General features: G+C 68.5%; 13 protein-coding genes, 1 tRNA gene and 1 pseudogene. 9 read left to right on the top strand and 6 right to left on the bottom strand.

What is annotated here, in order from left to right; genetic code table 11:
• Positions 1–176: 176 nt before the first annotated feature.
• Positions 177–488: pseudogene (locus tag DR046_RS19255) on the top strand (transposase); the annotation flags it as partial.
• 254 nt (positions 489–742) lie between these two features.
• On the opposite strand, the gene DR046_RS24395 reads toward DR046_RS19255, so the two are convergent.
• Together DR046_RS24395 and DR046_RS19245 are read right to left on the bottom strand one after the other, a co-directional pair.
• Positions 743–874 (bottom strand): MFS transporter, encoded by a 132-nt coding sequence (locus DR046_RS24395; RefSeq protein WP_245191014.1) that lies wholly within the window; start codon positions 872–874, stop codon positions 743–745.
• Between the two features lie 6 nt (positions 875–880).
• On the bottom strand, positions 881–1,576 hold the full coding sequence (locus tag DR046_RS19245) for an SDR family NAD(P)-dependent oxidoreductase (protein ID WP_115383998.1): 696 nt from the start codon (positions 1,574–1,576) through the stop codon (positions 881–883).
• Between the two features lie 71 nt (positions 1,577–1,647).
• Here DR046_RS19245 and DR046_RS19240 point away from each other — a divergent pair.
• The 5 genes from DR046_RS19240 (at position 1,648) to DR046_RS19220 (ending at position 7,589) form a co-directional block, all read left to right on the top strand.
• Positions 1,648–1,721 (top strand) — tRNA-Gly (locus tag DR046_RS19240).
• A 149-nt stretch (positions 1,722–1,870) separates the two neighbouring features.
• Positions 1,871–2,812, top strand: a complete 942-nt coding sequence (locus DR046_RS19235) for an ABC transporter ATP-binding protein (protein WP_115384002.1) — start codon at positions 1,871–1,873, stop codon at positions 2,810–2,812.
• A complete protein-coding gene (locus DR046_RS19230; protein WP_115383997.1) occupies positions 2,809–3,570 on the top strand; it encodes an ABC transporter permease in 762 nt (253 codons plus the stop codon). The genes DR046_RS19235 and DR046_RS19230 overlap by 4 nt, the downstream gene beginning before the upstream one ends.
• Positions 3,571–3,693: 123 nt before the next feature.
• Positions 3,694–5,475, top strand: a complete 1,782-nt coding sequence (locus DR046_RS19225) for an ABC transporter transmembrane domain-containing protein (protein ID WP_115383996.1) — start codon at positions 3,694–3,696, stop codon at positions 5,473–5,475.
• A 218-nt stretch (positions 5,476–5,693) separates the two neighbouring features.
• Positions 5,694–7,589, top strand: a complete 1,896-nt coding sequence (locus DR046_RS19220) for an acyl-CoA synthetase (protein ID WP_115383995.1) — start codon at positions 5,694–5,696, stop codon at positions 7,587–7,589.
• Positions 7,590–7,704: 115 nt separating this feature from the next.
• Here the strand turns inward: DR046_RS19220 and DR046_RS19215 are convergent, their stop codons facing one another.
• On the bottom strand, positions 7,705–7,914 hold the full coding sequence (locus DR046_RS19215; RefSeq protein ID WP_115383994.1) for a cold-shock protein: 210 nt from the start codon (positions 7,912–7,914) through the stop codon (positions 7,705–7,707).
• 180 nt (positions 7,915–8,094) lie between these two features.
• Between DR046_RS19215 and DR046_RS19210 the strand changes: the two genes are divergently transcribed.
• The 3 genes from DR046_RS19210 to DR046_RS19200 all read left to right on the top strand — a co-directional run bounded on the left by DR046_RS19210 (position 8,095) and on the right by DR046_RS19200 (position 9,233).
• Positions 8,095–8,415 carry an arsenate reductase family protein gene (locus DR046_RS19210; protein WP_245191013.1) on the top strand — a complete coding sequence of 107 codons (321 nt, stop codon included), beginning with the start codon at positions 8,095–8,097 and terminating at the stop codon, positions 8,413–8,415.
• A gap of 75 nt (positions 8,416–8,490) precedes the next feature.
• Positions 8,491–8,868: an NADH:ubiquinone oxidoreductase subunit NDUFA12 gene (locus tag DR046_RS19205; protein ID WP_115383992.1), complete on the top strand. Its 378-nt coding sequence runs from the start codon at positions 8,491–8,493 to the stop codon at positions 8,866–8,868.
• Positions 8,865–9,233 (top strand): DUF2155 domain-containing protein, encoded by a 369-nt coding sequence (locus DR046_RS19200; protein ID WP_115383991.1) that lies wholly within the window; start codon positions 8,865–8,867, stop codon positions 9,231–9,233. Before DR046_RS19205 ends, DR046_RS19200 begins: the two co-directional genes overlap by 4 nt.
• Here DR046_RS19200 and aat read toward each other — a convergent pair.
• The 3 genes from aat to accB all read right to left on the bottom strand — a co-directional run bounded on the left by aat (position 9,217) and on the right by accB (position 11,806).
• Positions 9,217–9,861: a leucyl/phenylalanyl-tRNA--protein transferase gene (gene aat / locus DR046_RS19195; RefSeq protein WP_115383990.1), complete on the bottom strand. Its 645-nt coding sequence runs from the start codon at positions 9,859–9,861 to the stop codon at positions 9,217–9,219. The two genes, DR046_RS19200 and aat, sit on opposite strands and share 17 nt — an antisense overlap.
• A 98-nt stretch (positions 9,862–9,959) precedes the next feature.
• The gene (accC, locus tag DR046_RS19190) at positions 9,960–11,318 is read right to left on the bottom strand and encodes an acetyl-CoA carboxylase biotin carboxylase subunit (RefSeq protein ID WP_115383989.1); all 1,359 of its coding nucleotides are present in this window, start codon (positions 11,316–11,318) and stop codon (positions 9,960–9,962) included.
• On the bottom strand, positions 11,318–11,806 hold the full coding sequence (accB, locus tag DR046_RS19185) for an acetyl-CoA carboxylase biotin carboxyl carrier protein (RefSeq protein WP_115383988.1): 489 nt from the start codon (positions 11,804–11,806) through the stop codon (positions 11,318–11,320). The genes accC and accB overlap by 1 nt, the downstream gene beginning before the upstream one ends.
• Between the last annotated feature and the right edge of the window lie 93 nt (positions 11,807–11,899).

Here is an 11,899-nt window from a genome sequence, read left to right as displayed (position 1 = left end):
AATCTCACCGCATCTCGGGCAGGCCGCAGCTTCGCCTGCCGCCTGCGTGTGGATCAGCACCGTATCCCCGACCAGCTCGATCCGCTCCGCCTTCAACCCTCCGGGCAGGAGCGCCCGTCGACCCACCCCAGATACCATCGGCAACCTCCTGGGAAGATTTCCGAAAGGTAGAGCTGCCGAGGATCAGCAGCACCAAATGCGAGCCAGACCCAGACTTGCACGCCGGTCCACACTTCCCGCGTCAGCACCGGACCAAGCTGCATTCCACGAACCCGATCGAGCGTCTGAACAAGGAGGTGAAGCGCCGGGCCGATGTCGTCGGGATCTTCCCCAACGAGCCCTCCATCCTGCGCCTGATCGGCGCCGTGCTCTTCGAGCAGAACGACGAGTGGCAGACCGCGAGCCGCTACATGATGGTTGAGGCCTTCGCCCGGATCGACACAGAGGAGATCGACCCCATTCTCAGCATCACAACGAAAGCCGCCTGATCATGCCCTCAGGCCATCCGGGAAATTACACCAGCTTGACGGACGTGACCCATACAGCCCGTCAGGCCACCCTCGACGCCGCGTTCCTCAGCACGCCAGAGCGGTTTGTGCGCAAACCGCCGCAACAACCAAAAATCCCGACTGCCGTCTGGATCAACCCGCCAAAGCCGACCGAAGGAAATCGAGCTTAAAGTCCAGAAGCCGCTGTCTCAAGGTCGTTGACACGTTCCGGCGGGACAGGATCACGAATTGGCTCACTCACTGGAACGGAAGGCGGCGGTGCTGGCGAGGATGCTGCCGCCGAAGTTCGAGGCGAGCGTGGCGAACCAGAGGTTGCGGAAGGCCGGGTTCCGGAAGACCGCGAGTTGGGAGGAGGGCTCCGCCATGCCCTGTCAGAAGGTCTCGACCCAGGGGCGGACCGCGATCTCGGTCGTCCAGGCGCTGCGGTCCTGTTCGATCAGGTGCCGGTAGGTGCGGGCGATGGCCTCGGGCCGCAGCATCGAGCCGGGCCGGTCCGCGGGCTCGACGCGCCCCGGGTTCAGGATGGCGCCGTCGATATTGACCCAGGCGACGTGGATGCCGTCGGGATGCAGCTCCCGCGCCATGCTCTCGGCCAGGCCGCGCTGCGCGAACTTGCCCATCGCGAAAGGCGCCGAGCGCGGAAAGCCCTTCACCCCGGCGGAGGCGCCGGTGAAGAGGATCGTGCCGCGGCAGCCGCCCACCGGCTCGGCGTCCAGCATCCGCCGCGCGGCATGCTTGCCCGCGAGGAACGCGCCGACCGCTGTGACCTCGATCGCGCGCCGCACGTCCTCGACGTCGAGCTCCGCCACCGGGCCGCGCACGCGCGCGGAGGGGTTGTAGATCACGACCCGCGGCGGCCGGGGCAGGGCGTCGAACAGCGCCGCGACCGCTGCCTCGTCGGTGGCGTCGAGCAGGACCGTCTCCGCCCCTGTCCCGGCGGCAACCTCCCGCATCCTGTCGCCGCTGCGCGCGGCCAGCGTCAGATCGTGATCGCGTGCCAGCTCCCGCGCGAGGGAGGCCGACAGCCCGTCCCCGACCCCGATGATGACGGCCCGCGGTTTATCCATCGTCACGTTCCCCGAAGCCCGGCGACCTGCTTGACCTCGCAGATCGCTTCACATACCTCGTAAGACGCTGAGCGGGCGTTGTGTAGTGGTAAGACCTCAGCCTTCCAAGCTGATGACGCGGGTTCGATTCCCGCCGCCCGCTCCATGATCCTCCCACAAAGTCAGGAATCCGCGCCACCGGTTCGTCGGTGCGTCCGCGCAGACCCTTCCCGCAGCCTTCCGGCACGGCAAAAGGCGGAAGCGGCTTCCCCGTACCTTCCGCTCTGCTAGATGAGCACGCGCAAGGAGGCGCCCATGGCAGACCCGATCGTGAGGATCCGCGACCTCGTCAAGCGCTACGACGACGGGTTCGAGGCGCTCAAGGGCGTGGATCTCGACATCCGCGAGGGCGAGATCCTCGCCCTGCTCGGACCCAACGGGGCGGGCAAGACGACGCTGATCTCGGCGATCTGCGGCATCGCGCAGCCGACCGGGGGCACGATCACCGTCGGCGGCCACGACACGGTGCGCGACTATCGCCGCGCGCGGGCCCTGATCGGCCTCGTCCCGCAGGAGGTCACGCTGGAGCCGTTCGAGCAGGTGGCGAGGACCGTCGCCTTCTCGCGCGGGCTGTTCGGCAAGCCGCGCGACCCCGCTTTGGTGGAGCGGGTGCTGCGCAGCCTGTCGCTGGGCGACAAGATGCGGACCAAGGTCGTCGAGCTGTCGGGCGGCATGAAGCGCCGGGTCCTGATCGCAAAGGCCCTGGCGCACGAGCCGCGCGTCCTGTTCCTCGACGAGCCGACGGCGGGCGTCGATGTCGAGCTTCGTCGCGGCATGTGGGATGTCGTGGCCGAGTTGAAGCGACAGGGCGTCACCATCATCCTGACCACCCATTACATCGAGGAGGCGGAGGCCATCGCCGACCGCATCGCCGTGATCAACGGCGGCCGCATCCTGCTGGTCGAGGAGACCGCGGCGCTGATGGCCCGGATGGGGCAGAAGCAGATGACCATCGCGCTGGCCGACCCGATGCCGGCGCTGCCCGAACGACTCGCCGCTTACGACCTGAGCCTGTCGCAGGACGGCCGGTCGCTGACCTATACCTTCGACACCCGGGCGGAGCGGACGGGGCTCACCCGCCTGCTGTCGGACCTGCTGGCGACGGGGGCGCGGGTCGCGGACGTGACGACGCGGCAGTCCTCGCTGGAAGAGATCTTCGTCGGGCTCACCCGCCAGGAGGAGGAGGCCCCGGCATGAATCTCGCCGCGATCCGCGCGATCTACGTCTTCGAGATGTCGCGCTTCTTCCGCACGATCCTGCAGTCGCTGATCTCGCCGGTGCTGTCGACCTCGCTCTATTTCGTGGTCTTCGGCGCGGCCATCGGCAGCCGGATCGATCAGGTCGAAGGCATCCCCTACGGCGCCTTCATCGTGCCGGGCCTCATAATGCTGACGGTGCTGACGCAGGCGACCTCGAACGCCTCCTTCGGGATATACTTCCCGAAGTTCATCGGCACGATCAACGAGATCCTCTCGGCGCCGATGTCCTTCCTCGAGATCACCATCGGCTATGTCGGGGCGGCGGCGACCAAGGCGCTGTTCATCGGCCTCGTCATTCTCGCCACCTCGTTCTTCTTCGTCGACCTGACGATCCTGCACCCGGTCTGGATGGCGGCGTTCCTGGTGCTGACCTGCGTCAGCTTCGCGCTGCTCGGCTTCATCATCGGCATCTGGGCGAAGAATTTCGAGCAGCTGCAGCTCGTCCCGCTGCTCGTCATCACGCCGCTCGTGTTCCTCGGCGGGTCGTTCTACTCGATCACGATGCTGCCGCCGGCCTGGCAGACGATCTCCTACTTCAACCCCGTGGTCTATCTCGTCTCGGGCTTCCGCTGGTCGTTCTTCGGGCAGTCCGACGTGGCAATGGGACTGTCGCTGGCGATGATCCTGCTGTTCCTCGCGCTCTGCCTCGGCGTGATCTGGTGGATCTTCCGGACCGGCTGGCGGCTGCGCAAGTAAGGCAGCCCGCGACCATCACCATCGCTTGCCGCCCGCGCCGATCCGGGCCGGGCTGCGGCAGAGGCGCGCTTGCGCCCTCCCGCCCCCGCCGCTACCTCGGTCCCCGTCGATACGGAGGAACGGATGGCCGAGATCGCGAAAGCGGCGGACCGCGCAGGGTCGAAGCGGATCGGAAGCCTGAGGGCGCTGGTCCCCTATTTCCGTCCGCATCTCGGCATGGTCCTCGCCGCCGTCGCCGCGCTGGTGCTGACCGCCGCCGTGTCGCTGATCCTGCCGCTGGCCGTGCGCCGCGTGGTCGACGGCTTCCAGACCGGTACCTCCGAGCTTCTGGACCAGTATTTCGCCGCCGCCCTCGCCATCGCCGGCGCCCTCGCGTTGGGGACGGGGCTGCGCTATTACCTCGTGACTCGTCTTGGGGAGCGGGTGATCGCCGACATCCGGACCTCCGTCTTCGGCCGCATGATCCGGATGAGCCCCAATTTCTACGACGGCATCATGACCGGCGAGGTGCTGAGCCGGATCACCACGGACACGACGCTGCTTCTGTCGGTGATCGGCTCCTCGGTCTCGGTCGCGCTGCGCAACGTGCTGATCTTCTGCGGCGGGCTGGCCCTGATGCTCTGGACCGCGCCCAAGCTCTCGGGGCTGGTGCTGCTGCTGGTGCCCGCGGTGATCGTGCCGATCATCGTGCTGGGGCGCCGGCTGCGCAAGCTCAGCCGCGAAAACCAGGACTGGATCGCCGAAAGCTCCGGCAAGGCGTCGGAATGGCTGCTCTCGGCCCAGACCGTGCAGGCCTATACCTTCGAGCACGACGCGGCGGGCCGCTTCGCGACCGTGACGGAGGAAAGCTTCCGCTCGGCCCGCACCCGCATCCGCGTGCGCGCGATCATGACCGTGATCGTCATCCTGCTGACCTTCACCGGCATCGTCGGCGTGCTCTGGATCGGCGCGCGGGACGTGCGGGCCGACATCATGACCATCGGCGAGCTGATCCAGTTCCTGATCTACGCCGTCATGGTCGCGGGCTCCGTCGCCGCCCTGTCCGAGATCTGGGGCGAGCTCCAGCGCGCCGCCGGCGCGACCGAGCGGCTGGTCGAGCTGCTGGAGGCCGAGGACGAGGTCCGCGACCCCGCCAATCCCGCGCCGCTGCCCGCAGGCGAAAAGATCGCCTTCGAGAACGTCACCTTCCGCTACCCGACCCGGCCCGAAATCGCCGCCATCAACGGCGTCTCGCTGACCGTCGCGCCGGGCGAGACGGTGGCGCTGGTCGGCCCTTCGGGAGCGGGCAAGTCGACGATGATCCAGCTTCTGCAACGCTTCTACGACCCGGACGAGGGTCGGATCACGCTGGGCGGCACCGACCTGCGCGACATGGCCCGCGCCGACTTCCGCGCCCGCATGGCGCTGGTCCCGCAGGACCCGGTGATCTTCGCCGCCTCGGCCCGCGACAACATCCGCTTCGGCGCCGCCGATGCCAGCGACGCACAGGTCGAGGCCGCCGCCCGGGCCGCCGCCGCCCATGACTTCCTGACCGCGCTGCCCGACGGCTACGACACCTATGTCGGCGAACGGGGCGTGATGCTGTCGGGCGGGCAGAAGCAGCGCATCGCCATCGCCCGGGCGATCCTGCGCGACGCACCGATCCTGCTTCTGGACGAGGCGACCTCCGCCCTCGACGCCGAGAGCGAGCGGCTGGTGCAGGACGCCGTGGCGCGGCTGGCAGAGGGTCGCACGACGATCATCGTCGCGCACCGACTGGCGACGGTGAAGCAGGCCGACCGGATCGTGGTGATGCAGGACGGCGGCATCGTCGCCGAGGGCACGCATGACCAGCTCGTCGCGCAGGGCGGGCTCTATGCCCGGCTCGCGCGGCTCCAGTTCACCGACGGGCTGGCGGCGGAGTAGGCCGCGGGGCGCGGGGCGGCGGCGACCCCGCCGTTCCTCCGCGCCTTGGCACCGCTCGCCGCCGCGATCCCTTTACCCTCTATTCGCTTGTTTCGCATGCGAAACAGGCCGCTTTCCCGGCTGCGCCGTAGCGTCTTGCTTGCATCCGGCTTGTGCGATCCGCAGATAAACGCGAACCTGTGGCGGGAGGGCTGCGGGGCGGCCCACGGGAGGACCACATGGCGTTTCGGAACAAGCAGGACATTCTGGACATCGAGGCCGAGCAGAGCTGGGACGAGGCCCAGCCCGCACGCACGGTCTACGAGCTGCTGTCGAACACGGCCGCCCGCCATGGCAGCCGTCCGGCGGTGTCCTACCAGCTGTTCTCCGGCCCCAAGGATCCCGCCGAGACCCTGACCTGGACGGAGTTCAAGGCCGCCGTCACCCAGGCCGCCAACCTGTTCCGAAAGCTGGGCGTGAAGGAGGGCGACACCGTCGCCTATGTCCTTCCCAACTGCATGGAGACGACGACCGTCCTTCTGGGCGGGATGGTCGCGGGCATCGCCAACCCGATCAACCCGCTCCTCGAATCCGAGCAGATCGGCGCCATCCTGCGCGAGACGAAGGCCAAGGTCGTCGTCACCCTGCGTGCCTTCCCCAAGACCGACGTCGCCCAGAAGGTCGCCAAGGCGGTCGAGCTGGCCCCGAATGTCGAGACCGTGCTGGAGGTCGACCTTCACCGCTACCTGACGGGGCTGAAGAAGCTGATCGTCCCGCTGATCCGCCCCAAGGTCGAGGTGAAGCACAAGGCGAAGGTCCTGAACTGGACGAAGGAGGTGGCCAAGCAGCGCGCCGACGCGCTAGACTTCCCCGACGCGGGCGGCGACCGGGTCGCGGCCTATTTCCACACCGGCGGCACGACGGGCATGCCGAAGGTCGCGCAGCACACCTATTCCGGCATGATCTACAACGGCTGGGTGGGCCACAAGCTGCTGTTCTCCGAAGAGGACGTGGTGATCTGCCCGCTGCCCCTGTTCCACGTCTTCGCCTGCCACGTCATCCTGATGGCGATGGTCGCCTCGGGCGCCCATGTCGTCTTCCCGACGCCGCAGGGCTATCGCGGTGAGGGCGTCTTCGACAACTTCTGGAAGCTGGTCGAGCGCTGGGGCGTCACCTTCATCATCACCGTGCCCACCGCCATGGCGGCGCTGATGCAGCGCAAGGTCGATGCCGACGTCTCGACGGTGAAGACCGCCTTCTCCGGCTCCTCCCCGCTCCCGGTGGAGCTGTTCAAGCGGTTCGAGCGCGAGACCGGCGTCACCGTGGTCGAGGGCTATGGCCTGACCGAGGTGACCTGCCTCGTCTCCTGCAACCCGGTCGCGGGTGCCAAGAAGATCGGCTCGGTCGGCATCCCCTTCATGCATACGGACGTGAAGATCCTGACCTCGAAGGGGAACGGCCCGATCGAATGCGCGACCGACGAGGTTGGCGAGATCTGCGTGTCGAACCCGGGCGTCTACGAGGGCCGGACCTATACCGAGGCGGCCAAGAACAAGGACCTCTACCACGAGGTCGGGAACCGCAGCTATCTGCGCACCGGTGATCTGGGGCGGGTCGACCCGGATGGCTATGTCTGGATCACCGGGCGGGCCAAGGACCTGATCATCCGGGGCGGCCACAACATCGATCCCGCCGAGATCGAGGAGGCGCTGGCCGGCCATCCCGCCGTCGCCATGGCCGGCGCCATCGGCCAGCCCGACGCCTTCGCCGGAGAGCTGCCCTGCGCCTATGTCGAGCTGGTCGCCGGGGCCACGGTCACTCCCGACGAACTGGTCAGGCATTGCGAGATCCATGTCCACGAGCGCGCGGCCCGGCCGAAATACGTCGAGATCCTGGACGAGCTGCCCAAGACCGCCGTGGGCAAGGTCTTCAAGCCCGACCTGCGGCGTCGCGCGATCACCCGCATCTACGATGCCGCGCTCGCCGATGCCGGGGTCGCCGCCAGGGTATCGGAGGTGGTCGAGGACAAGCGCCGCGGCCTCGTCGCGCGGCTGGAGAAGACCGGCCCGGTCGAGGAGCGCGAGGTGACCGCCGTCATGGGCAACTACACGCGGCCCTGGGAATGGGCGGAGTGAGCGCCGCGCCGGCCGGCTGACGCGACCCGTCCCCCGGAACGACAAAAGACGCCTGCAGGTGCAGGCGTCTCAGGATCCGCCCGGACGCGGGGGCCGGACGGTCGTGCGTCTGGCTTCAGTCCAGCGCGACCAGATCGGACGCGGATGAGCGTCCGTCGCGGCCTTCACGCATTTCGAACTCGACTTTCTGGTTGTCCCGCAGCCCCGTCAGTCCGGCGCGTTCGACGGCCGAGATGTGGACGAAGATGTCCTTCCCGCCGTCGTCGGGCGCGATGAAGCCGTACCCCTTCGTCGTGTTGAACCATTTCACGGTGCCAGTGGCCATGACCGTGTCTCCTCGAAGTAGATCGTCCCGCCCGCAACATCGCGACGGTAGTGGTGCGCGTAAGCCCCTAGGGTTAGGAACCTGCATGACCGACGAACACGTCTTTCAGCTATAGAACGAGTTCGGAAGGTCAAGGGGAACGAGAATGCCCTTAGGGAATGTAAGTGAATCATGGTCGTGATGAACGGATTGCGGGCATGCGAGTCATGCCGGAAGGCAGGAAAAGCACTGACCGAGGCCGGGATCGCGCTGCGGATCCGCGATCTGAGGGAGGACCCGCCGAGCGCGGGCGAGATCGCCGCCTGGCACGCGGCGCTGGGGTCCGCGCTTCTCAACACCCGGTCCACGACCTGGCGCAGCCTGCCCGAGGAGGCCCGCGCCGGCGATCCTCTCGCGCTGATGCGCGCCCATCCGGCGCTGATCAAGCGACCCCTCTTCGAGACCGGGGATGCGCTGCATCTGGGCTGGACGCCGGCCACGCGGGCGGCCCTGGGCCTCTGACCGCCTGCGCCGGCCTGCCGCCTTGACCGTGCCGGGCGGCGGTGTAGGGAAGGGGGGATCGCTACGGAGGACGGCATGGCCGGATTGCTCAAACGCCTCGTCGCCTGGTGGGACGGCGCGTCCATCGGCACCTCGCTCTACACGCGCCGCTACGGCACCAAGGTGGGCGAGGATGCGGAAGGCAACGCCTATTACCGCAACGCCGAAGACACGCGCCGCTGGGTGATCTATTCCGGCCAGAACGATGCGTCCCGCGTCGGGCCGGACTGGTACGGCTGGCTGCACCACACCTTCCTGCAGCCGCCGACCGAGGTGCCGATCCCGCACAAGACCTGGGAGAAGCCGCATCAGCCGAACCTGACCGGCTCCGAAGGGGCGTTCCTGCGGCAGGGCTCGATCCGGCGGGCGGACGTCAAGCCGGCCAACGACTACGAGGCCTGGAGCCCGGAGTGATCCGCGCCGCCCTCATCCTCGCCCTGCTGACCGGCGCGGCAGAGGCGCAGACCGCCGTGCGCACCGGCGTCGGGCCGGGCGCGGTGCTGCGCACGCTCGACAAGGTCTCCGGCGCGGTGGTCGACGTGGAGATGGCCGTGGGCCAGACCATGGCCTACGGTCCGTTGCAGGTGACGCTGCACGAATGCCGCTATCCGGCCTCGAACCCCGCGGGCGACGCCTTCGGGCTGATCCAGATCGTCGACGCCCGCGCCCTGCAGGAGCTGTTCGCCGGCTGGATGATCGCGTCCTCCCCCGCGCTCAACGCGCTGGAGCATCGGCGCTACGACGTCTGGGTCCTGCGCTGCCTCATCGATCTCGACTGAGCAGGGCCAGCACCTCGTCCGGCTCGGGCACCCGCTCGGGCAGCCGGGCGGTCTCCGCCAGGGCCGCGCGCAGCCGGGCGTGATAGGTTTCGCGGGCGATCTCGACCCCGCCCAGCGAGGCGAGATGGTCGGTCAGGAACTGGGTGTCGAACAGGCGGAAGCCGCCGAGCCGGAGCTGCGCTACCGTCCAGGCCATCGCCACCTTGGAGGCGTCGCGCCGGCGCGAGAACATCGACTCGCCGAAGAAGGCCGCGCCCATCGCCACGCCATAGAGCCCGCCCGCAAGCTCCGCCCCGTCCCAGACCTCGATCGAATGGGCGAAGCCCAGCCGGTGCAGCTGCCCGTAGAGCCGGGCGATGGGGCGGTTGATCCAGGTCTCCTCGCGCTCGGCGCAGCCGTCGACGACCGCGTCGAAGGCCTCGTCGGTGGTCACGAGGAAGCGCCGCCTCCGGATCGTGCGCGCCAGGCTGCGCGACATGCGGAAGCCGTCCAGCGGAATCACGCCGCGCAGCTTCGGATCGACCCAGAAGATCTCCTCGTCGTCGCGCGCCTCGGCCATGGGAAAGACCCCGCTGGCATAGGCCATCAGCAGGGTCTCGGCGGTCAGGTCTGGCGTGTCGCGCGGCATGGGGACAGTCTATTCCGGCGAGCGGTGACATGGAATCGGAAAGGCCGCGCCGGGCCTCACGGTTGCGAGACGGGGGGGCGTGGCCCCCCGCCCCGGCCTCAGCGCAGCGCCCGCTCCAGCCACCGCTCCAGCCACTGCTCCAGCCAGTGGATGGTGTAGTCGCCGGACTTGATCGCCGGTTCCTCCACCAGCGCCTCGAAGAGAGGCAGCGTGGTGTCGATCCCGTCCACGATCAGCTCGCCCAGCGACCGCTTGAGCCGCGCCAGCGCCTCGTCCCGGTCGCGCCCATGCACGATCAGCTTGCCGATCAGCGAATCGTAGTAGGGCGGAATGCGGTAACCGTCGTAGAGCGCCGAATCCATCCGCACGCCCAGGCCGCCCGGCGCGTGATATTGGGTGATCTTGCCCGGGGAGGGCGAGAAGTTCGGCAGCTTCTCGGCGTTGATCCTGACCTCGATGGCGTGGCCGTTGATCTTCAGCTCCTCCTGCACGAAGGACATGGGCAGGCCGGCGGCGACGCGGATCTGCTCGCGCACGAGGTCGACGCCGAAGATCGCCTCGGTCACCGGATGCTCGACCTGGAGGCGGGTGTTCATCTCGATGAAGAAGAACTCGCCGTCCTCGTAGAGGAACTCGATCGTGCCCGCCCCGGCATAGCCGATCCGGGCCACGGCATCGGCGCAGGTCGCGCCGATCTCGGCACGCATCTCGGGCGTGATCGCGGGGCCCGGCGCCTCCTCGAAGACCTTCTGGTGGCGGCGCTGAAGCGAGCAGTCCCGCTCGCCCAGATGGACGGCGCGGCCCTTGCCGTCGCCGAAGACCTGCACCTCGATATGGCGGGGCTTGCCGAGATACTTCTCGATATACACCTCGTCGTTGCCGAAGGCGGCCTTCGCCTCGGACCGGGCGGTGCGGAAGGCGGTCTCCAGCTCGGCTTCGGTCTTCGCCAGCTTCATGCCGCGCCCGCCGCCGCCCGCCGTCGCCTTGACGATGACCGGATAGCCCGCCTCTTCGGCCACGGCGCGCGCCGCCTGAATGTCGGGGACGCCGCCGTCGGAGCCGGGGACGCAGGGCACGCCCAGCTTCCGCATCGTGTCCTTGGCGGTGATCTTGTCGCCCATGATGCGGATGTGCTCGGCCGTGGGGCCGATGAAGGCGATGCCGTGGTCTTCCAGCACCTGCACGAAGGCCGCGTTCTCGGAAAGGAAGCCGTAGCCGGGATGGACCGCCTCGGCCCCCGTGATCTCGCAGGCGGAGATGATCGCGGGGATGTTGAGATAGGACTGCGTGCCCGGCGCGGGGCCGATGCAGATGGATTCGTCGGCCATGCGGACATGCATCGCGTCCGCGTCGGCGGTGGAATGGACGGCGACGGTCGCCACGCCCATCTCGCGGGCGGCGCGGACCACGCGCAGCGCGATCTCGCCCCGGTTGGCGATGAGGATCTTCTTGAACATCAGCCGAGGATCACGAGCGGGGCGCCGTATTCGACCGGGGCGCCGTCTTCCACGAGGATGCGCTTGACCTTGCCCGCGCGGGGGCTGGGGATCTGGTTCATGGTCTTCATCGCCTCGACGATGAGCAGGGTCTGGCCCTCGGCCACGGTGTCGCCGATCGACACGAAGGCGGGGGCACCCGGCTCGGCCGAAAGATAGGCGGTGCCGACCATCGGCGAGGTCACGGCGCCGGGATCCTGCGCCGGATCGCCCGAGGCAGCCGAGGGCGGCTGCGGCGTGGCCGGCGTCTGCGGCACCGGCGGCGCCATGTGCATCTGGGGCATGGCCGCCATCGTGGGGGCCAACGGAGAGTGGCGGGAGACGCGGACATTGAGGCTGTCGTCCTCGCCGTAGTCGCGCTTGACCTGAAGCTCGGTGAGGTCGTTCTCACGCAGAAGCTCGGCCAGGGCCCGGATGAAGGCGACGTCGCTGTCGTGGTCTTTGCTCATGGCGTCCTCGTTGCCCGGTTTTGGGCTGACTACCGCAGGGCGAGCGGCGTGGAAAGCTCTTGATCCTGCGGGGCGCCGCGCCGACCCTGCGCC

Source organism: Jannaschia formosa (genome assembly GCF_003340555.1).
Taxonomy (GTDB): domain Bacteria; phylum Pseudomonadota; class Alphaproteobacteria; order Rhodobacterales; family Rhodobacteraceae; genus Jannaschia; species Jannaschia formosa.
This window is presented reverse-complemented; position numbering and strand designations above follow the sequence as displayed.